The 20,934-nt window shown below is 46.3% G+C and carries 18 protein-coding genes; 15 read left to right on the top strand and 3 right to left on the bottom strand.

Going from position 1 to position 20,934, the window contains the following annotated elements:
* Window positions 1–53: 53 nt before the first annotated feature.
* Genes V6668_RS26100 through V6668_RS26070 form a run of 7 tightly spaced genes read left to right on the top strand, consistent with a single transcriptional unit; the run spans window position 54 to window position 9,554 of the window.
* Window positions 54–3,689, top strand: a complete 3,636-nt coding sequence (locus V6668_RS26100) for an amino acid adenylation domain-containing protein (RefSeq protein WP_338707061.1) — start codon at window positions 54–56, stop codon at window positions 3,687–3,689.
* Window positions 3,690–3,959: a phosphopantetheine-binding protein gene (locus V6668_RS26095; RefSeq protein ID WP_051449549.1), complete on the top strand. Its 270-nt coding sequence runs from the start codon at window positions 3,690–3,692 to the stop codon at window positions 3,957–3,959.
* Window positions 3,946–4,419 (top strand): hypothetical protein, encoded by a 474-nt coding sequence (locus tag V6668_RS26090; protein ID WP_036668112.1) that lies wholly within the window; start codon window positions 3,946–3,948, stop codon window positions 4,417–4,419. The genes V6668_RS26095 and V6668_RS26090 overlap by 14 nt, the downstream gene beginning before the upstream one ends.
* Before the next feature lie 11 nt (window positions 4,420–4,430).
* A complete protein-coding gene (locus V6668_RS26085) occupies window positions 4,431–6,176 on the top strand; it encodes an ABC transporter ATP-binding protein (RefSeq protein ID WP_338707059.1) in 1,746 nt (581 codons plus the stop codon).
* Window positions 6,173–7,939 carry an ABC transporter ATP-binding protein gene (locus V6668_RS26080; RefSeq protein ID WP_338707058.1) on the top strand — a complete coding sequence of 589 codons (1,767 nt, stop codon included), beginning with the start codon at window positions 6,173–6,175 and terminating at the stop codon, window positions 7,937–7,939. Before V6668_RS26085 ends, V6668_RS26080 begins: the two co-directional genes overlap by 4 nt.
* A 32-nt stretch (window positions 7,940–7,971) precedes the next feature.
* Window positions 7,972–8,535, top strand: coding sequence for a hypothetical protein (locus V6668_RS26075; protein WP_036668110.1), 564 nt, complete (start codon window positions 7,972–7,974; stop codon window positions 8,533–8,535).
* Complete coding sequence (locus V6668_RS26070) at window positions 8,532–9,554, top strand: BtrH N-terminal domain-containing protein (protein ID WP_036668109.1); 1,023 nt, start codon at window positions 8,532–8,534, stop codon at window positions 9,552–9,554. The genes V6668_RS26075 and V6668_RS26070 overlap by 4 nt, the downstream gene beginning before the upstream one ends.
* A gap of 84 nt (window positions 9,555–9,638) precedes the next feature.
* Here V6668_RS26070 and V6668_RS26065 read toward each other — a convergent pair whose 3' ends face one another.
* The gene (locus tag V6668_RS26065; RefSeq protein WP_076319698.1) at window positions 9,639–11,006 is read right to left on the bottom strand and encodes an MFS transporter; all 1,368 of its coding nucleotides are present in this window, start codon (window positions 11,004–11,006) and stop codon (window positions 9,639–9,641) included.
* Between the two features lie 206 nt (window positions 11,007–11,212).
* Between V6668_RS26065 and V6668_RS26060 the strand changes: the two genes are divergently transcribed.
* The 6 genes from V6668_RS26060 to V6668_RS26035 all read left to right on the top strand — a co-directional run bounded on the left by V6668_RS26060 (window position 11,213) and on the right by V6668_RS26035 (window position 15,373).
* Window positions 11,213–11,536: an ArsR/SmtB family transcription factor gene (locus V6668_RS26060; protein ID WP_036606795.1), complete on the top strand. Its 324-nt coding sequence runs from the start codon at window positions 11,213–11,215 to the stop codon at window positions 11,534–11,536.
* 142 nt (window positions 11,537–11,678) lie between these two features.
* Window positions 11,679–11,867, top strand: a complete 189-nt coding sequence (locus tag V6668_RS26055; protein WP_074096524.1) for a hypothetical protein — start codon at window positions 11,679–11,681, stop codon at window positions 11,865–11,867.
* 83 nt (window positions 11,868–11,950) lie between these two features.
* A complete protein-coding gene (locus V6668_RS26050) occupies window positions 11,951–12,871 on the top strand; it encodes a helix-turn-helix transcriptional regulator (RefSeq protein ID WP_036606797.1) in 921 nt (306 codons plus the stop codon).
* Between the two features lie 28 nt (window positions 12,872–12,899).
* Window positions 12,900–13,898, top strand: a complete 999-nt coding sequence (locus V6668_RS26045; protein WP_036606800.1) for a hypothetical protein — start codon at window positions 12,900–12,902, stop codon at window positions 13,896–13,898.
* A gap of 24 nt (window positions 13,899–13,922) precedes the next feature.
* Entirely contained in the window at window positions 13,923–14,945 is a 1,023-nt protein-coding gene (locus tag V6668_RS26040; RefSeq protein ID WP_162158953.1) for a hypothetical protein, read from the top strand.
* A gap of 248 nt (window positions 14,946–15,193) precedes the next feature.
* Window positions 15,194–15,373, top strand: coding sequence for an aspartyl-phosphate phosphatase Spo0E family protein (locus V6668_RS26035; RefSeq protein WP_338707057.1), 180 nt, complete (start codon window positions 15,194–15,196; stop codon window positions 15,371–15,373).
* A gap of 57 nt (window positions 15,374–15,430) precedes the next feature.
* Here the strand turns inward: V6668_RS26035 and V6668_RS26030 are convergent, their stop codons facing one another.
* Window positions 15,431–16,309 carry a carbohydrate ABC transporter permease gene (locus V6668_RS26030; RefSeq protein ID WP_047841631.1) on the bottom strand — a complete coding sequence of 293 codons (879 nt, stop codon included), beginning with the start codon at window positions 16,307–16,309 and terminating at the stop codon, window positions 15,431–15,433.
* A gap of 12 nt (window positions 16,310–16,321) precedes the next feature.
* Window positions 16,322–17,242, bottom strand: a complete 921-nt coding sequence (locus tag V6668_RS26025) for an ABC transporter permease (RefSeq protein WP_338709006.1) — start codon at window positions 17,240–17,242, stop codon at window positions 16,322–16,324.
* A gap of 318 nt (window positions 17,243–17,560) precedes the next feature.
* Here V6668_RS26025 and V6668_RS26020 point away from each other — a divergent pair, with 318 nt between their 5' ends.
* Window positions 17,561–19,321 carry a sensor histidine kinase gene (locus V6668_RS26020; RefSeq protein ID WP_338707056.1) on the top strand — a complete coding sequence of 587 codons (1,761 nt, stop codon included), beginning with the start codon at window positions 17,561–17,563 and terminating at the stop codon, window positions 19,319–19,321.
* Window positions 19,296–20,888 carry a response regulator transcription factor gene (locus tag V6668_RS26015; RefSeq protein ID WP_338707055.1) on the top strand — a complete coding sequence of 531 codons (1,593 nt, stop codon included), beginning with the start codon at window positions 19,296–19,298 and terminating at the stop codon, window positions 20,886–20,888. The genes V6668_RS26020 and V6668_RS26015 overlap by 26 nt, the downstream gene beginning before the upstream one ends.
* Window positions 20,889–20,934 lie beyond the last annotated feature (46 nt).

Genomic DNA, 20,934 nt, shown 5'->3' with positions numbered 1-20,934 from the left:
CCGGTTTACTATGTATTCGGGGTGAGATCATGGATATCCATCTACTCAATGTTATGATGTCGAGTGATAAATTTAAGGAAGAACGAACGTACTGGCAGGAACAACTAGATGGCGATATTCATATAGGAACTTTGTTTGACGGAATTCTACAACCTTCGATCCAGACTGGGGAACCAAACGTACAGGTTCTTTCCTTTTCCTTTCCAGATGAACTGTCCGCAAGATTGATCCGCATGAGCGGGGGATCGAATCTGGCGTTGTATATATTGCTTTTATCGGGATTTCAACATCTGTTGTATCGTTATTACGGACACCAGAATGTGTTGTTGGGTATGCCTCTAACTCCAGAACAAGTCGAGGATTTTCGCAGTTCTCACTTGCTTGCGATTCGTGGAAAAGTAGACGAGGCAGCATCGTTCAGACAACTGGTATTGGATACCAAGGCTGAAGTCATGTCGGCCCGAACGTACTGGCATTTTCCTTACGATAAGATGGCAGAGAAGCTGGGACGACTTCCCGAGGAGTGCGAGTTGAAGACGGTTTTGTATATGAAAGGAATTCATGAGGAGCCTGTTCTGGATGAAGGAACCCATTGTTCACTGGAGTTTGATCGCGTAGACCAACGACTTCACATGACCCTCCGTTATGGTGCAATACCTCTTGAACCCAGTCAACCCGAGCGTTTATGTTCCCACTACATACGATTGCTGGAACAGACAACAGCCTTACCAGACCAACCCTTATCCATAAGTTGGCTCCTTTCTTCGGAAGAGGAGAATGAAATCATGGAAAGCTGGAACAAAAGTCCACGTTCTTCCCTGCCAGAGGAACGTTCTGTCTGTACTTTATTTCTTGAACAAGTGAACAGAATACCCAACCAGACTGCGGTTATAGAGGGAGATCGCCAAATTTCGTATCAGTCCCTGGAGGAGCAATCCAATCAACTGGCCCGTCTTTTGCTTGCCTCTGGAGTGACTGCCGAAAGTCCAGTGCTTGTCATGATGGCAGGTTCCGTGGAATTAATCATTACGATCCTGGCAGTGTTCAAGGCAGGCGGAACCTATATTCCTCTTCATCCTGAATATCCCCTGGAGCGTATACGTCATATTTTAATGGAATCGGATGCACGTATTTTCCTGACGGGAAAGTTGGAAACGGAGGTACAACAGGCTCTAGAGGAGATGACATTGGCTATGCCCTCAGGCTCAGGCATAGAAATGATTAAGCTGGATGATGCCCCATGGAGAGCAGAAGATGGAAGTGGTTTAAGTACCTTACCTGATATGAGTGGTCTAGCATACATTCTATACACCTCCGGATCAACGGGTCAGCCCAAAGGGGTCGGAGTAGAGCAACGAAATCTGAGTGCATACGTGAACGCTTTTCAAGCCGAGTTTCAACTAAATTCAACAGACAAGGTGCTTCAACAAGCCGCCAGTACCTTTGATACTTATATGGAGGAAGTGTTTCCTGCATTAACTGCGGGGGCAACACTTGTTGTGGTTCAGCGGGAACAACTGTTAGATATTCACGGACTGGTGCAGTTACTGGACCGACACAAGGTCACCCTTGTCAGTACTACACCTCATATTCTGAGGGAGCTTAACCGGATGCCCAATCTTGCGAGTGTTCGCACCTTTATCAGCGGTGGGGATGTGTTGAAGATGGCGGACATTGGACATCTGCTCACCTATACCAATGTATACAATACGTATGGTCCCACGGAGACGACGGTATGTGCGCTCTATGAGAAGCTGTCATCAGAGACTGTTGATCCGATTCCGGTAGGTCGCCCCATTCAGGGTTATTTCGTACATATTGGAGATTGGCATGGACGAATGTTACCCGTGGGCGTACCCGGAGAAATATGTATTTCAGGCAAAGGGGTATCCCGAGGATATGTAGGATTGCCGGAATTGACGGATCAGAAGTTTGCCGAGTCACCGTTTGTTGAAGGAGAGCGGATGTTCCGCACAGGCGATACGGGGATGTGGACAGCGGAAGGCCGCGTGTTGTTTCTGGGAAGGATGGACAAGCAGGTTAAAATCAGAGGTCATCGGATTGAATTGGCAGAAGTTGAGCGACATCTGAACCGTTACGGTCCGATTGGCGAATGTGTTGTACTGACGATCGGAGTCGAAGGTGAAAAGGTGCTAACCGCTTATATCGTGGCAGATACGGAGCTGTATGTCATGGATGTTCGCCAATATCTGATGTCATTGTTGCCCGAATATATGCTGCCTTCAAAATACATTCAAATATCACATATGCCGCGGACGATCCACGGGAAGATAGATACACGAGAGTTATTGAACCAGAAGCAGTCTTTACATTTTGGAATGAACTATGCACCGCCTGAGAGTGAGCTGGAGCACCAACTGGTACATGTCTGGTGTACATTACTGGAAATGGAACGGATCGGTATCGACGACGACTTCTTTCAGCTTGGAGGGCACTCCCTGCTTGTGATTCGAATGGAGGTCGAACTGGAGAATCTCGGTATTCGGGTACTGCCTTCCATTTTGTATGACAATCCGACCATAAGGATGCTTGCAACGGTTCTGAAAGATAATCCCGGGCTTGCAGATTCAGATGAAAGTGAAAATAACGGGCAGGCATCTGACGTTGTACAGGTTAACAAGACGTTATCATCATCTATAGGCATGGAGCATTCATGGGGAGCCCATTCCGATGGATACCATCCTTTTAACGATGTCTTCTTCAAATTATGTTTCTATAACTCTTTATTCCCGATTGTATTGCAGCAGAAAAAAAGCATACATCCGTTCTTCATCCATCATGTGGACGAGTATCTATGGTCTGACAATGAGCAATTTCTTGTGAATGGTTTCTTCTCCTGCCGCAAAGATACGGACATTCTGGACGATCTGGGCATTGGCTATGAAATGGTGAAAATCAGCGAGGACATTATACAGGATGTCAGTCGAGCTGTACTGAATGCCAGACCGGTTATTGTCTGGGTTGACGTCTATTACACATCCATACGCAATGATACCTATCTCAAAAAGCATATTCCACATACCTGGCTTGTATACGGTGTTGATCCGATCAACCAGACGTTTACCGTGATGGAGCATAAGCATCATGATAACTTGTCATATGAAGAACGAACCGTCAGTTACCAGGATCTGATGGACAGTTATCATGGTTATATCGATCATTTTAATATGGAAGTAAACACCTTCTATACGTTCTACAACAAGCATAATCCGGTGATACATCGAAGAGATTCCAGTCAGGAGCAGTTGGAGGCATACTGGCAGATCTATGTGAGTCACATGGAAGAGCAACAGGAGCGGGTGGAGAGCAGTTTGGCAAGGCTGGTGGAGAGTGTGCCGCAGTTCGAGGCCGTTGTTCATGATCAACAACTGGTGTCTTCAATGGCTGAGGATTGGGTCATTTCGCTTCATAAATTGATTAGTGCCAAAAAGGCAGAGGTGTATCGTTGTGCCAATCTAACGGGTGCGGATTCCAGATTGACACATATTCGTGAGCGTATTGTCATGGAGTGGAGTGATATTCGCGCAGTTCTGGCCAAGTACGTGCTTACTTCTTCATATAAACCAACATCGTTTCATAAACTCCCGGAGATATACAGGAATATAAGCTTGCTTGAACGGGAGTATTACGATGAGTTGGCTAAATCTCACATGATGGGGAGGATCTGAATGAGTGAAATCATGACATTGGAGACCCGAATAATACAGGTCATCGACAAGGTTATGGCGTGTGGAACGGATACTCAGATGGATCAAGCCTGGGGCGAACTGGGGACGAATTCGCTCGATTACATTAAAATTGTGGTTGAGATGGAGAAAGAATTCGACATTGAAATAGACGACGACCGATTGACCTTTGTGCAAACCGATACGATTGCCGATTTCAGGGATTATCTGGTCAGTCTCATTGAAGGAGATTCGGAACATGAGCCGGACTAGACGAATAGGACAGATCTGGTTCAGGCTTTCTATTCAATTACCCGTGGCGGCACTTGTTATTATTGGATTAACCGTAACCGCATTAGTGACACTAGCCATGCAATTCCATACGACCTCCTATCTGCGCAGTGAGACCGCCAGTGCAAGTGCAGTGGCTGAATCTCTGCAAGGGGAGAACACCAAAGTACACATTATAGCTGAATTTACAGAAAAGCCTGATTCGGGATTTAAGAAAGGCGACTCCTTGATCTGGTACACAGAAGAACAGGGTAAACGTTATGCTGCGCAGATTCTTGAGGTTAATCAAGACCCCACATCAGCTACCACTCGTATTACAGCCGAAGGTGTATGGAATGAAGAGCTGGGGGAGCGGATGAAGTCCTCCCATACAACCGAGATCTCGATTGTTACGGAGGTACAGTCCCAGAGCCAGACTGTACTTGAGAGCTGGATATCCTAGAGGAGGATGGCATGGAGAATATTACACTGAGCAAACGAATCCGTACATTCGCCAAACCTTACCGGATCAGCTTGATTACCATGCTGTTTTGCGAGCTGATCATGGTGGTGGTGGATCTGATTGGACCGCTTATTTTTGCCATTTTGATCGACGAAGTGTTCTATCACCGTAATCTTCATTTCTTCGGCTATGTTATTTTGACTTATATTGCTTTGTATGTAGGTGTAAGGGCTCTGAGTTGGATCATTAAATCCATCTGGATTTATTTGAATGTTAAATTTCTGTTTGATATTCGAAAAAGTTTATTTGATCGCATTCTTCATTTTAAAGCGTCTTATTTTCAAAAAGTCCAGACCGGTGATCTGGTCACACGTCTAACAAGAGACACGGATTCTGTCATGCAGTTAATAGAGTTAATCATTTTTCAGATGGCTGCTCCGTTCACGAAATTGCTGGTATCGTTTGTTTTTTTGTTTTATCTAAATCCGTATATCGCCTTAGCCATGATGGTGTTAGTTCCGGTTTCGGTCTGGGTATCACAGTATTTTAATCGTAAGATGACCAAGCAGCAGACGATTTTGCGTGAGAAATACGGGCATTTTGTCAGCTGGATGCTGGAGATGCTTCAAGGCATGAGAGATATTCGTTTGTTGGGGAGTGGTAAACGGGTCACTACACTGTTTACGGGACAGAGTGCAGATGTGATTCGTCTCGACAATCAGACAGAAGTCATGAAATGGATGTCGACCCGCTCTAATGCATTTATTTTTTTGCTATCGGATCTGTCTATCTACGCCATTGCTGGTGTGCTTATTGTTCAGGGACAGCTTACGGCAGGAGCCTTTGTTGCCATTATGTCGTATCTGACCAAGAATAATCAATCCATGATGATGATCTACGAGGCGGTTGTGAATCTGCCCAAGCTGACGGTACAGTCACGCAAAGTCTTTGAACTTCTGGATGAAGAGACGGAAAGAAGCGGTGGTCACTCGGAAGTGGATATGGAAGATGGGGAGACGTCATTCGAGCAAGTAAGGTTTCGGTATGAGGAACAGGGTCCCTATGTGCTGAACGGTCTCACCTTGGAGATCGGTGCCCATGAATCCGTTGCGCTTGTAGGAAAAAGTGGCTCGGGCAAAACAACGATTGTGAACATGCTGCTCGGTTTCTATGCCCCGGAAGAAGGGCAGATTCGCATTGGCGGCAGGCATATAGATGACTATGCTCTGTCTCGACTGCGTAAGAGAGTAGGGATCGTGCAGCAGGAAGCCATACTGTTCAACGAAACCATTCGTTACAACCTGATGCTTGGCAGCGCTCATGCGGATGACGACCACTTGTTGGAGGCATGTGATCAGGCCTTTATTGGAGACTTTATCCGTTCGCTTCCTCAGGGTCTGGACACCGTTATTGGCGCAGGGGGAATGGAGTTCTCTGGAGGACAAAAGCAACGTCTGTCTATTGCACGAATTTTTCTAAAGCAACCCAAATTGATTATATTCGACGAAGCCACTTCCGCTTTGGACTATGAAGCTGAACAAGCGGTCCAGCGTTCCTGGCAGCAATTGAGCAAGGATCGGGCTTCGATTGTCATCGCCCATCGCTTATCCTCTATCCTGAATGCTGATCGGGTTGCTGTTGTGCATGAGGGACGCATTGTAGCTACAGGCACACATGGATATCTGCTGGAGAATAGTGAGCACTACCGTGAGTTATTTGCAGAAGATTTCATCCGGAAGGAGGGACTGATGTCGTGACCAAGGCACCGTCAACTTCCCGGTATGCACTGTTTAAACAGATTAAGCCGTTTATCAAAAATGCGAACCGTCAAATCTTTATTCTGGGTGCACTGAAATTGGCCCTGACCGCTATTGCCCTCATGATTCCTTATCTGTACAAGCTGCTCATTGATCATGTCATGGTTGGACGGGAGCTTGGAATGTTGCCCTATATCCTTTCCGGATACTTGGGCTTATTTGCGTTGGAGACAACCGCTCTGGGGCTGCAAACCCTGTTCAGTAACCGGTTATTAGGTCGGACCAAGTTGGATTTACAACTGAATATGTGGAAAAGATTAGTGCGCATGAAGCCGACTTTATATGAGCGCTATAGTGCGGGAGATCTGAAGAACAGGCTGGATGGAGACGTCACACTGGTCAAAGACTTTATCTTTTTGCATTTGATTGATTATACGTTCAAATGGATCAGCGTAGGGGCATATGCGGTTATTCTGTTGTCGCTGAATTGGAAGATGGCTTTGCTGGGTTTTATCATGCTACCTATTTCCTTCGTCATCAGTTCCCGATTGGGCAAAAAGGCCAAGGCGCTGGTCTCCGAATTCCGTCAGACTACCGGAGAATATGAGACATGGATATCGAACAGCTTCAGACACTGGAAGGAAATCAAGGCACTGAATATGCAGCGCAAAGAATCCATTAAGTTTGTGGGATATTGGAAGAGATTTGGAAAAATCAAGTTCCGGCATCTGGCGTACACCTACGCCAATGAGCTGTATTATACCTTCCAGGATGACTTTATTAATAAGATGAATCTTTATTTTATCGGTGGTTTGCTAATTTTTCAGGGGGAATTAACGATCGGGGGATTGCTTGTCTTTCTGACCTACTATCAACAGATGATTAACAACATTAATGAAATTAATGCCTCCAATGTTCAACTCCATGATGTGACACCTTCCATTGAACGGATCGTTGAATTGCTGGAACTTCCGGTTACACCACAGAGAAAGCTCGCATTACAGCCAGAGTTCCAAGGGCATCTCGAATTCAGGGATGTCTCCTTTCATTATCAGGAGAATCAAAGTAATGTCTTGCATGAGATTAATCTGAACATCCAGCCCGGTGATTATACGGCTATCGTAGGCAGAAGTGGTTCGGGGAAGAGCACGTTAATCAAACTTATTCTGGGGCAGAACGAAACACAGCAAGGGGCCATTCTTGTTGACGGACAGCCCATTGGTGACTTGGGATCAGAATATCTTTATCAACATATTGGGGTCGTTATGCAGGAGAATGCCTTGTTCAGTATGTCCATCATGGATAATCTCAGACTCGTACAGCCTCTGGCAACAGAAGAAGAGGTACGAGAGGTATGTCGTATGGCTTTACTGGATGATTTCATTGAAGGGTTGCCCGACCAGTATAATACCATCCTGGGTGAGTCAAGTATTAAGCTATCGGGAGGGCAGAAGCAACGCTTGGCTCTTGCCAGGGTGCTGTTAACAAGACCCCGAATGCTGATTCTGGATGAAGCAACATCTGCACTGGATAATGACTCGGAACGGAAAATAAATGAGGTGATCCGCGGGATCGCAGAAGATATGACCGTGCTTGTAATCGCACACCGTTATTCAGCTATTCAGGATGCCGAGCAAGTTATTGTGCTCGATCAGGGAGAGATCGTTGCTACGGGCACTCATCTGGAGCTGGCTGGACGACATGAGGTGTATGACACGTTATTCAAGGATCAGCGTCAAGGTATCGGGTCAGTGGTCACCTGAAATAAGTAGAACGATCCTAGGAGGTTTATGACATGACCATCTATTGTCCACTACATTTGGAAGAACACTATAACAACAATGGATTCAGTTATCTTGCTGCAAACCAAATTGGTAATTTCACGACCTTTGGTTCCTCGTACCCTGGAGACGAACTGCCTGATCAGGAGAAGGTACAATGGCAGGATGTTCCGTTTCATTTTCCTCTACACAGACAGGCGTTTAATAATATAGAACTGGATAGCCAGCACATTCCGGTACCTATCGATCTATATTCGACACTATACATTCTGGGTGCAGCAGATAATGGTTCATACCATGAATTCATTTATTTTGAACGAAATGGAGAGCGGATGGGGAGAGCATCATTGGACCTGACCAACTGGACCGAGACGGTTCCACATTATAATGAGGAAATGATGTTTCAATGTAGTGGGGTGTGTACCCAAAAGGGGGCCTTACTGACATCCAAACAGCCTATTATCTGGTTTCAGAAGATTACACTCGAAGAACCCATTTCATTTGACAAGATCCTATTGCCGGACAATCCATGCATGCATATCTTTGCACTAACCTTGGGGAAGGAGTGGAGTATATGAATATTCAGCCCAGAGAAGCACATGAAGAAGGTGAAGATTGCTTTACCTTATGTGTAAGCAGCATTCTCAACTATAAACAAATTACGAATTTTCTTGCAGTGTGGAAACAATGCGGGATGATGTACCATGAAGACCCGGAGAGGGGCACCCCGAAGCTTGTTCCCACGTATATGTCGGTTGAAAATGAGTTTCAACATATTCATCATATTGATTTGAATATCGTCAGAAAAAATGATCGGGCCGAGGTTATAAAGGAAATCATGACGTTGCTTCAGCAAAAAGAAGCAGTTATTGTATGGGTTGATGTATTTTATATGCAGTATAATTCACTCTATCAATTACTTCATTCGTCGCATTGTATTGTATTGTCCGACTATACAGATGGACAGTTTGAGTTTATTGATGATTTTTATCATTTGAAAGGCAATATGGATGAACAGACGTTATTTGAAGCTCTTGATCTAGGTCAGACATCGTTGATTCGTGAGGGCACGCGTTATCGTTATGCTATATTAGATGTTGGGAGTGCCGTCCAACAGGTAAAAGAGAGAGAATTCTACGATATGCTTCATCAAAATCATGAAATAATGGATGGAAAATCCGGGCAACTGGTTAATCAGGTTGAGTGGTATGAATTAGTTAATCCGCATGTAGGCCTGCCTGCAATTGAACGATATATAGACTCTACACGTCAGCATATGCAAGATTCATCAGTGTTGACCGAAGAATATCTGGACAATATGTATGGCGACTTGGCTGGCATAAGTAATAACAGATATTTGTATGGCCACTTCCTAAGAGAGGGAATGCCATATAATCCGGATATTCATCAACTGGTGGAAGCATACGAATATGCTGCGCAACGATGGAATCTCGCCGCTAATATGACATTGAAAAGTCAGTACCTGGATATGGATAGTCGTTATCACATGTTGAACCGAGTGTTGAGTAAAATTGGAGAAATTATAGGTATAGAACAAGAAGCGCATAACATGGTAAAGATTTTGGTTGCGAGTTAGGAGTCTAGGAAACCTTACGGAATTTGCAAAAAGGCCCATAAAGCGAACATCGCTTTATGGGCCTTTTTTATGACTTGCTTCATATTAAGCAGCAGCTTGTTTCCGTGACTGCATTCTCAGATACACCTGAGAGAAAATAACGGATGCCAGTGCGACCACAGTCATGCCCCAGAAAATATTGGTATACGCTGAGGACAGTGGCATGTTTTGCATCGCCGTTAATGCTACGCCGGTAACAGCAACACTGAAAGCACCGCTGAAGAACTGACTAAGTTGGAACAGCCCCATACCTGCGCCCACCTGATCCATAGTCAGATTGCCAGACAATTCATTGGACACGCTGGTGGTTAGGGAAGAGAAGCCTACGCTGAGCAAGACATACACGGCCATAATGGCGTAGATGTTATTGTCTGCAAATAAGGCGAATAACCCGGCAGCTGCCAGTAGTAGCCATGGTGCAAACTTCAGCAGCAACGTATTGCCATGTCGGTCAATCATACGGCCGATCCGGTTGGACAGCAGCATGGACACGACTGCACCAGGGAAGATGACGAGTCCCGATTGAGCAGGGGTCAGTCCATATAGATGCGCCAAAATTTGAGGTAACAGGAACAACGTTGAGAAGTTATTAATGTACGATACAATCCCCAGCGAGCTGAGCATCATATATTTTTTGTCTTTAAACAAAGCAGGTTGAACAAACGGATCTGCCGCGCGCCGAATTCGGAGCCAGAACAGAAGCAGTGCCGCAGCACCGATGACAAGCGTGAACCACTGACGGGAAGTCAGGAATAACAGCACACCCGTAGTACCGATGGCGAGAAGCACGGCACCCAGCAGGTCAAATGAACCTTTTTGCGGTGTTTCCCGCGGAAGCAGTTTGAAAAATACAGGAATCAAGAATAACGTTAATCCTGTAACGATAAACAGATCATGCCATCCCAAAAATTGTGTAATACTTCCGCCGATGACGGGACCGAGTCCAAGACCCAGTGAACTGGCGGACATGATGACAGCCATCGATTTACCCCGGCGATCATGTGGAATGTACCGGGTAATCAGTACAATGGCAAGCCCCGGAACCGATGCAGCACCCGCAGCCTGGATCAGACGTGCAATGAGCAAAATGATGAAATGATTACTGAAGAACCCGAGAACGGATGCCGCGCCAAGTAACGTAAGCCCGGTTGTGAATAATGTACGAATAGGTATGAAATCCGATAGACGTGAGAACGTAATCGAGGAAATGGCAAATACAATGGAATACCCTGTAACAATCCATGAGGAAGCGACGGATGTAAGCATAAATTCGGCTGCAATTTTGGGCAGGGCTAGATTAAACATCATTGTATTCATAACAACGAGTACAACGGTGAAGCCAAGCAAGCTTACAATTAATCCTTCCTGTATTCCGGTCCGTTCCCCTGATGATGCGGTTGCGGTGTTGTTCATAAAAAACCTCCTGGAGTGATGTGTATTTCGCAACATTTCAGAAACGGTGTGTAACATTTGCAAAATGTAGTATGATGTCAATCCCGTGCCTGACAGCAGGGGTTACATAACGAAATCATTAAAGTTCGATTGGTGTCGAACATTAGAAATATATCATGGATCTGTGTTAAAATACAATGGATAGTCTGAGAAAAGGGGACTACAGTATGAAGATTTTACATCATCCACAGGTGTCAGATATTGAACTTTCCTCCGTATTGTATGCGTTAAGCGACCCGACCCGTCTTGGGATTGTTGCGGAAGCAGCGAGAAGCGGAGAACAGCCGTGCAGTCATTTTCATGCACCTGTTGTGAAGTCAACGATGTCGCATCACATTCGTACCCTGCGAGAAGCTGGAGTCATTCGGGTCAGAGTGCAGGGTACACAGCATTTTCTCACCCTGCGATCCGATGATTTGGAAACGCGCTTTCCAGGACTCCTGCAACCGTTATTGCAGGCCGCAGCTCAGTCGAGCACAGATCCTTCCTAAATGTTGTCCTTTCTTCAGGTCGAAGAGGGGACATTTTTATTTTTTGAAATACTTCTAATACTGATGCGACATTCTGTGTCGTACCATGCCCTATATAATAACGGTGAACACACAAACCATATCGAAAAGAGGTTCACAACCATTGGCAAAAACCAAAAGAGGACGCGTTTTGTGGAGTCTTCCTTCCAGGGGCCGGGGAACATGCCCGGTGTGCAGCAGTACCCGAATTAAATTGTTGTATACGCAAACAAAAACAGACGGTACAAGTCTGAAAGTATGCAAGAAATGCTTCAAAGCCGTGCAATCCAGAGTGGATAAGGCACATGTATAACATAACTGGCCTGTTCTTCGGAACGGGCCATGTCTTTTGATATAATCGAATATATTAAGAATGGATGAGATGGGGGCGGGAAGATGAGTAACATGCATCGGATTCACTGGTTTGACGAACAGATTCGGGGTGGACGTTTTCCGAATAGCAGCTGGCTTGCCCGTGAATTTGAAATCTCCCGTCGTCAGGCTCAGCGTGATATTGAATATATGGCAAGTTCCTTGAGAGCCCCTTTGGTGTATATGGCGAAATATCGGGGCTATTGTTATGAGGATCAGACTTTTCGATTGCCCCATTTGTATATGACCGAAGAAGAGCAGCGTGTGCTGAAATATCTGGCGCATCGTTACCGGCATTACGATTATGATCAATCGGACGCGGTGAAACGTGTAGCGCATTTGCTGGAGCGTTTTACGTTGGAGGAACAACAGATGGGAAGTAGTGAGCTCCCAGTGTTTTCGGCGCAACCGAAGCAACTGCAATTCTTTGAATTGTTGTCCCATGCCATAACTGACTTGCGCAGAGTACATATTCATTACAGGGATCACGATGGAGAACGGCAGTTTTCCTTGTGTCCATTAAAGATGATATCCCAGTTTAACGCCGATTACGTGGTGGGTTATGAAGCAGACCCTGTACAGCAAGTGGCCATTCGCTTGGAGGGCATTGTTCATGTATCGATCTTGAATGAGAGATTTGAGTACAAGTCAGATGCTCTCCTAGGTGGATGGGAAGAAACACTGCCTGTGCGTAAACCGTTTGTAGCTGAGATTCGCTTGAAGGAATTGCAGCAAATGGACCTATGGGAAGGGTATCGTATTCGGGCTAGGCAAGATCAGATTTATTCAATTGAATTTTATGACATGGACGCTTTCTTACAGCATTTGTTTGTTAGTGAATGGGAGGAACTTTTGTCTCCTGGGTGGCTTAGACGCAAGCTTCAGCAAAGCGCAGAAGGATTAATTGCCAGGCTCGCGATACAAGGTAAGAAAAACGTGGAATAAACCAGTGTAGAGAGGAGAAGATCCATCCTTGGCTGAGAACATTTTAGATAACCTCATCATGAAGCGGGAGTCCAAATCGTACGTGGATAGTCTGCATGCGATACTAACCCATACAGGCCAGTTTCAAGGTTCCAAGGTTGTACTTGCCGGATATACGGGCATGGCTTTCAAGCTGTCGGTACATCGCAGACTACTTCCCATGTCGGTTACAGCGTATGGACAATGGGGGGAAGCACATCGTCCCGGAGTTGATAACCTGGGGATATTCACGATCTGGGATGGGGGACGTACACGTCATTCCACGTTCGGTTATTATCAGCAGGATGCAGTGAATTGGGTGAGACGGAGTATTGATGAAGGCACTGGTGTGATTTACTGGATTCCTGAGTTCGGTGTTATTCATGGATATGATGACAGTGACCGCATCTTTTATGTGCAAGACGGATGGAGCAAGGAACCGCAGATTTTGCTATATGATAATTTCGGCTTGAACTTTTCCGGATTTTGGTATTGTCAGGTGTTTGGTGATCAGGTCCGCATCCCTGAACAGCAGATGCTGCTGGAATCCCTGCGACTGGCAATTGAGGATTGGGATATTCCCTATCGTCTGTTACCTGATCAGAATATTGCTTCAGGTAGAAAGGCATATGATGTGTGGGTGGAGGCCCTGCGGAGTGGGGATTTCGATGAAACCGGTGCAGGTTATATTTTGGAATCCTTCTGCCATTCGCGAACCGAAATAAGGATGTATTTGCAGGGTGTTCGAGGGATATGGAACGAACTGGATCAGGCTTGTGCATGTTATGAACAGCTTGGGACGTTAATTGACCAAATGAAAGGATATATGGTTCAGCAGGAGAATAGACGTGTCTTGCGACCAGACACCACAGAAGATCTAGCACAGGTACTCGTGAAGGCGAAAGCACTGGAAGAGCAGGCCATTGATTATTTTCGAGTGATATCCAGGAAGTATCCTGACCGTAAAAGGTCCACTATACCACGGTGGGGAGCGCATTCCGCACGATAGGATGAGAGGGGAAGGGAGTGAAGGATGATGGCGACAAAAGTAGTATTGCAGGACTGGATTCAATCCCCGCAAGCTGCGAGTTTTGCTGATGAATATAGATCATGGAGCGGTGTGAGCGCATATACAGATGCGTTGTTTCGCATTTTATTACATAAACAGTGGACGGTTTTCCCACACCACATGATTGCAGGTATGACAGCAAGTGCATTCCGATTAGTGGTGGATCGGCGTCTGACGTCAGAGTCAATCTCCGCATACAATTGGATGGCAGAGAACTTTGTCGCAGCAGACTTCATTGGTGTGACAACGGGACAACATGGTGGATTTTCATTTGAACCGACTTTTCCGCTCTATCAGAAGCAGGCTCTGCTGGATATCAAAGCTTCCATTGACCGGGGCGTAGGTGCGATTCTCTGGCACGATCAATTTGTCATTGTTACTGGATATGATGATGTGGAACGGGTCTTATTCATCTGTGAAAGTCAAGGTGATGAAATCATTCGTCTGCCCTATGATTCGTTTGGGAGGAACAGTACACCCTACTGGTATTATCAGATTCTGGAAGCCTGTGCATCTATCGATTTATGGGAAGTCTGCAAGGAATCGTTAATCCAGGCCGTGTACAAATGGGAAACTCATGACTATATGCTGCCGCCCCAAGATTATGCCTGTGGGGCGGCTGCGTATGCCGCTATTGCTGCTGCTTTGCAGTCAGGAACATATGACGCAGAACAAGCGGCAACTGTACTTCGCTATTATGCCAAATCAAGATTGGATATTGCCTCTTATGTTGCAGGACTTAAGCATCTGTCCATTCAAATGGACCAGGTCATAGACGAGTATGAGCTACTCGCAAACCTGTACACAATGATCATTGAGGAAATAGACAACTCCATCTCCTGGGATTCGGGAGAACCGGAATGTGTGCAAAGCGTGATTGAGCTTATCCGGAAGGCAGGGGCTACGGAACAACGTGCTATTGATGCCATTAAACGTGCCTTTCCAGAGACGATAGGTAATCGTTTTAAGGATGTTGGATTAAGATAAATGGAGCATGATAGAGAATATTGAAAAACTCAGCAGGAATAAAACCGGACAGGCTACAGCCGATCCGGTTTATTTGTATTGAACATATATGCACATTAACTCATGTGATCCACGCTAATCATAACTTTCACAAGAAAAAATAACCAAAATTTTAATTTTGGGGTAATCCAAATCCCCTCTTGTTCCGAATATTATATTAGATGGTCTTTTTTGGATGATGATATTCAAGGACAACAGGGGGCGGGAGTATGGTACATAATCCGGAAACCATTCAGGAATGTATCGAACATGCACGGCAAAGGCTCTACCAGATTGCAGCTCAATACCCGGAACTATGGCATCCGGAGGTTATTCGCCAATCCATGGTGCTGGATGAGTTAATTAATGAATATAACAACGCAACTCGCGGGAGAAAGATCTCGAATTAACTGAAATCATGATCTTTCTGAACAAAGAATTCCAAGAGGGGATTCCGTGTGTTTGCCTTACTCTTTTACCGCCCCGAGCACAATCCCCTTGACGAAGAAACGCTGCAAGAACGGATATACGAGCAGAATCGGCAGAGCGCCAATAAAGATCTGAGCCGCGTTCACCGTACGTTGAGACATGTTCTGGAGCTGAGTTGCATCCACGTTCATGTTGGAGAAATCTTGCTGTACGATTATGGTCTGCATTAACGTGGCGAGTGGATATTTGGAAGCATCATTCATATAGATCAGCCCGTCGAACCAGGAATTCCACTGACCTACCATCGTGAATAAAGAAATCGTCGCAATGGCGGGCATGGAAACAGGCAGATAGATTTTGAACAGAGTTGTGATATGGTTGGCTCCATCGATAAATGCGGCTTCTTCCAGCTCTTTTGGCACGTTGCGGAAAAAGTTCATCATGAGAATCAGGTTCCAGACAGCCACCGCTCCCGGCAAAATGAGAGCCCACATCGTATTCATCAGCCCAAGCTTCTGGATCAAAATATAGGATGGAATCAATCCCCCGCTAAAAAGCATCGTGAAGATGAAAAACCACGCATATAATGAACGTCCCTTGAAATGCAGACTTTCCTTAGATAACGGATAAGCCGTCAGGAAGACAAGTGTCATACTGAGCAGTGTTCCCAGAACAGTACGCTGGACTGAAATCCAGAGTGCACTGAGAAAGTTACTGTTACCAAATGTTTTGGTGTAGGCGTCCACCGTAAAATCAATGGGCCAAAGTGTCACCAGATTGGCGGATGCTGCCGCTTTACCACTGAAGGAAACCGCCAGAATATGGACCAGCGGCAGGATGCACAGAATTGAGACGGCCGCGATGAATATCAGGTTGAAACCATTGAATATACGGTACCCGGTTGTTTTGTGATACACCTTGATTCCTCCTCAGAAAATACGGTAATTGGCGATTTTGTACGCCATCCGGTACGCAGAGATGACCAGAAACATCGCGACAAATGATTTGAATAGTCCAACGGCGGTCGCAAAGCTCATTTTGCCATTCAAAATCCCCATCCGGTAGACAAAGGTATCGATAATATCGCCCTTCTCATATACCAGCGGATTGTACAGGTTAAAGATCTGGTCAAAGCCTGCATTCAGGATATTGCCCAGCGATAACGTACCTACCACGATAATCATCGGCACGAGTGCAGGTAGGGTAATATGTAATGTCTGTCTAAGTCGTGTTGCCCCATCCACCTCCGAAGCCTCATACAATGGCGGGTTAATACCCGCAAGTGCTGCCAGAAATACAATCGTTCCGAATCCAAACTCCTTCCACACATCACTGACAACTACCGTTACACGGAACCAGTCGCCATCCCCCAAAAAAAAGATCGGTTCAACGCCAGCCGCCGCTAACACCTGGTTTACCAGCCCACCTTCCGGTGATAACATGTCGAGCAGAATTCCACCAAGGACAACCCAGGACAGGAAATGGGGCAGATACACCAAGGTCTGTGAGAAACGTTTGAACGTAGAGTTCCGGACCTCATTCAGCAAAATGGCGAACACCACCGGGGCCACAAGTCCGGCCACAATTTTCATCGAAGCAATCAGCACCGTGTTCCAGATGACCTGAACGCTGTCGGGATATTCGAACATGAACCGGAAGTTGTCCCAGCCCACCCATTTGGAGCCAGTGAACCCCAGCCACGGTTTGAAGTCTTGAAAAGCAATAATAATGCCGCCCATAGGCACATAGGCGAACAGTAAAGTGAGCAGTACAGCAGGCAACAGCATTAGATGCAGCGGCCATGTGCGTTTGAAATTCCAGCGGGTACGTTTGCGTGGATGGGGTGTCATTTTTCGCACCGGCGTATTGGTTGTTAACGGTTGTTCTATAGCCATCAGGGTCCCTCCTTTATCTCGTCCAGCCCTAGCATAATGAGGCGAGTAAGCCTCTGCACAGAGTGGAGCATCTGAATTATAGCAACGGAAAAGGGAGGACTATAGAACAACATTTCAATGCGGGTGTTGAAATATTAACTTGTTGATGGAAACAGAGGTTTTCAAGTCACAGGAAAACGGGAGAACATAAAATCATATAGAAATGTAAGGGTTTTCAATATAAAATAGGACTTCGGTGTAGAACGACTTCAAATTCAGAGATAGGGTGAAACGATGAAATTCACAGTATTTGCGAAGACGGTCATTCTCTTAATCTGCCTGCTCGTACCCATTCTGCTACTCTATACATACGCGAATCAGGCAAATGTGGATATGGTCGTTGAAGAGAAACAGCAGTCGAGTCTGAACCAGTTCAATTATTTCAGTTCCCAGGTGGATAAAAATATCGAGCAGCTCTCGCTGTATGGCCTGACATTGCTGCGAGATCCGAGTATCCTGCATTACCGTTACATGACGGACTCCACCAGCCAATATGAGAAGAACAGTATCTATCTGGATATTCTCGACAAATTATCGTTGTACCAGTCCACCAGCCGCTGGAAGAACGATATTACCATTGTCCTGCCACAAGCGGAACTTGTGTTATCCACCATGTCCAGCCGGACGGTCTACGATGAGAAGATGTTGACGTTCCCGCAACCTGGCCAATGGCAGCTGGAGAAGGGGAGTTTCACCTACTTTTTCACGGATAACTACGAGTGGAATGAAAAACCGGTGAATACAGGCGTGCGAACGGTGATGGAGATTAATTTTGACCCGATGAACGTGGTTGCCATGTTGGATGATTTTAAAGAAACGCAGGGAGGAGATCCTTTCTTGCTGGTACCAGGTAATGATCCGTTGCTGAATCGTACGGCGGACCCCGAACTGGTCGAAGCGATTATGCGTGATATGCCTTTTAACGGGCCGGAGAGAGAAGGCAATCATCAATTGGAGGTGGGCGGCAAACAATATCTGGTCAGTTACGTGCACTCCAAACAACTGCAAGCGGTATACGTGAACCCGGTGGTATTGGATGATTTGTTAACCCCGATGGACAAGAGCCGAAATATGTTTATTACCTCCATATTGTTACTGCTCGTGCTGAGTATCGGGGCTGCACTGCTTTTGTATCGAAAAGTTCAGGTGCCCATCCATCGTTTGATGAGAGGGCTGCAACAGATTCGCAAAGGCCAGTTGTCCACTCGGATTCCAGTCGATCACTCCCGTGATGAATTCGCGTATCTCACCCAGAGCTTCAACCATATGGCAGAGCAGATTCAGGAACTGATCGAGAAGGTATACGAGGAACGTATCCGTTCACGGGAAGCCACATTGAAACATCTGCAATCACAGATCAATCCGCATTTCCTGTACAATTGCCTGTTTTATATCAAAAATATGACCCAGCTCGGCAACCGTGAAGCCGTTATTGCCATGTCGCTAAGTCTGGGAGACTACTATCGCTACATTACGCGGGGCGAGAATGATATGACGACAGTAGAGGAAGAAATCCGGCTGCTGGACCATTATTTGTCCATTCAACAGATGCGGACCAACCGGCTGACCTACGAGATTGCCGTACCGCAGCAACTGATGTTGCTTCACATTCCGCGACTGCTCATTCAACCCATCGTAGAGAATGCGGTGATCCATGGCATTGAGCCGATGGAGGGCAGTGGGCATGTCGTCGTAACGGGGATGGCGGTACCCGAACATATTGAGGGTCGGAAATATACAAGATATAGCCTGTTTGTTGACAATGATGGTGTCACGCTGACAGCGGAAGAGATTGCCGAATTGGAACGGGAGATCAATGAACCGATGGGTGAGGAGATTGGAACAGGCACATGGAATGTGCACCAGCGTCTCGTTACGCGATATGGGCTGTCGTCCGGGCTTCATTTTGGAGCGATTCCTTATGGTGGACTTAGTGTAGAAATTCGATGGTTTGAGGAGGAACAACCGCATGATGAATCTGATGGTCGTGGATGATGAACATTCGGCAGTAGAGTCGATCGCTGTCTCGATACCGTGGAGAGAACACGGGATTGGTCAGGTATTCAAAGCCTATTCAGTCAAAGAAGCCTTGGAACATATGGCATCACATCAGGTCCATATTATTATCACGGATATCCGTATGCCGGGTATGTCCGGTCTGGATCTGGTCAGTCACATCCGCCAAAAGTGGGAACAGACCAAATGTATTATTTTATCGGGGCATGCTTCCTTCGATTATGCGAAGCAGGCGCTCAAACATGGGACAGTCAGTTATCTGCTCAAGCCGGTCCGAGATGAGGAACTGATCGAATCCGTGCAGCAGGCCGCAGTGCAGATTCGCCTAGAGGGTGAGAAACAATTGCTGCATCAACGGGCCATGTATTCGGTAAGGGAACATCTGCCTGAGAAGCGGGCGGAACTGATGAAGGATGTACTGTTAGGGCATAAATTTGCGGATGCTGAACTCGAAGGCAAGCTGGAGCAATTGGAGATCGGGTTCCGTCCACAGGATAAAATGCAACTGCTGCTCATCCGGTATGATGACCATCAACCTACACATAAAGCGTTTCGATTGATGAAGTACGCCATCTCAAATGTGGTGGAAGAGATCTACGGCAGTACCTATCACCTCTGTCATACGGATGACGCCTATGATGATCTGGTCTTCATGGCCAGTCCCAAACAAACTCAGGCCGAACCTGAAATGTTAATGGGAAGGCTTGGAGAACGGTTAATCCACAGTGTGAGGCAGTATCTGAACGCGACCATTTCCTTGTCCGTTAGTCGTATGGGACGTTTTCCAGATCAGGTGCCACAGTTATATCATCAAGCCGTCAGTGCGCTTCGCAAGCAAGCCGAGGCGGGCAAAGGATTACATCTGAATGCGGCGGCGGGAACCAATGGGGCCACGTTGAAGTCTCTTGCAGCGCTGTATGAACCACCGGGTCTGACGACGTTACTGGAAGCCGGGCGCATGGAGGATGCACACCGTAAGATTAATCAGATCTTTGCCGAACTGTCGAACAGTGTGTTCCCGGAACATGTGTATGTGGCCTTTCATTATCTGGCGGCGGCATTCTCATATATGGCTCATCGGGAAGGAAGACAGTTAGCTGAAGTACTCGGCGAGCAGTACCAGCAGTTGCTCAAGGATGGTTATGGTATCTCGCTGCGTAGTCTGGAAACGTGGACCAGAAGTGTGATGCAGCAGTGGGAAGAGAGCACAAGCGATGCGGGACAGGATGCCGGATCAACGCTGATTCGGCAGGTGCAGCAATGGATTGACCATCATCTGGGTGAGGATTTATCGTTGCAAGTCATTGCCGGAGAGGTGCATTTGCACCCCGTATATCTGTCGAAAATGTACAAACAATCCACAGGTGAAGGCATTAGTGATTATATTATCCGTTCCAGAATGGAACGTGCGGTTCATTTGCTGAAGCATACGGCGATGAAGATCTATGAAGTCGGTCAGGAAGTGGGGTACAATAACACGCCTTATTTCATTCAGGTGTTCCGCAAACATTATGGACTGACCCCGCAGGATTTTCGGAACGGTTAACAAATCAATATGAACATTGAAATTGTGATATATGTTTGCCTCCCCG

This window comes from Paenibacillus amylolyticus, assembly GCF_036894225.1.
Lineage (GTDB): Bacteria > Bacillota > Bacilli > Paenibacillales > Paenibacillaceae > Paenibacillus > Paenibacillus amylolyticus.
This window is presented reverse-complemented; position numbering and strand designations above follow the sequence as displayed.

Excerpts from the sequence above, each read along its gene's own strand:
- V6668_RS26100 (WP_338707061.1), top strand. The coding sequence starts at position 54 with ATGATGTCGAGTGATAAATTTAAGGAAGAACGAACGTACTGGCAGGAA.
- V6668_RS26095 (WP_051449549.1), top strand. The coding sequence starts at position 3,690 with ATGAGTGAAATCATGACATTGGAGACCCGAATAATACAGGTCATCGAC.
- V6668_RS26090 (WP_036668112.1), top strand. The coding sequence starts at position 3,946 with ATGAGCCGGACTAGACGAATAGGACAGATCTGGTTCAGGCTTTCTATT.
- V6668_RS26085 (WP_338707059.1), top strand. The coding sequence starts at position 4,431 with ATGGAGAATATTACACTGAGCAAACGAATCCGTACATTCGCCAAACCT.
- V6668_RS26075 (WP_036668110.1), top strand. The coding sequence starts at position 7,972 with ATGACCATCTATTGTCCACTACATTTGGAAGAACACTATAACAACAAT.
- V6668_RS26070 (WP_036668109.1), top strand. The coding sequence starts at position 8,532 with ATGAATATTCAGCCCAGAGAAGCACATGAAGAAGGTGAAGATTGCTTT.
- V6668_RS26065 (WP_076319698.1), bottom strand. The coding sequence starts at position 11,006 with ATGAACAACACCGCAACCGCATCATCAGGGGAACGGACCGGAATACAG.
- V6668_RS26060 (WP_036606795.1), top strand. The coding sequence starts at position 11,213 with ATGAAGATTTTACATCATCCACAGGTGTCAGATATTGAACTTTCCTCC.
- V6668_RS26050 (WP_036606797.1), top strand. The coding sequence starts at position 11,951 with ATGAGTAACATGCATCGGATTCACTGGTTTGACGAACAGATTCGGGGT.
- V6668_RS26040 (WP_162158953.1), top strand. The coding sequence starts at position 13,923 with ATGATGGCGACAAAAGTAGTATTGCAGGACTGGATTCAATCCCCGCAA.
- V6668_RS26035 (WP_338707057.1), top strand. The coding sequence starts at position 15,194 with ATGGTACATAATCCGGAAACCATTCAGGAATGTATCGAACATGCACGG.
- V6668_RS26025 (WP_338709006.1), bottom strand. The coding sequence starts at position 17,242 with ATGACACCCCATCCACGCAAACGTACCCGCTGGAATTTCAAACGCACA.
- V6668_RS26020 (WP_338707056.1), top strand. The coding sequence starts at position 17,561 with ATGAAATTCACAGTATTTGCGAAGACGGTCATTCTCTTAATCTGCCTG.
- V6668_RS26015 (WP_338707055.1), top strand. The coding sequence starts at position 19,296 with ATGATGAATCTGATGGTCGTGGATGATGAACATTCGGCAGTAGAGTCG.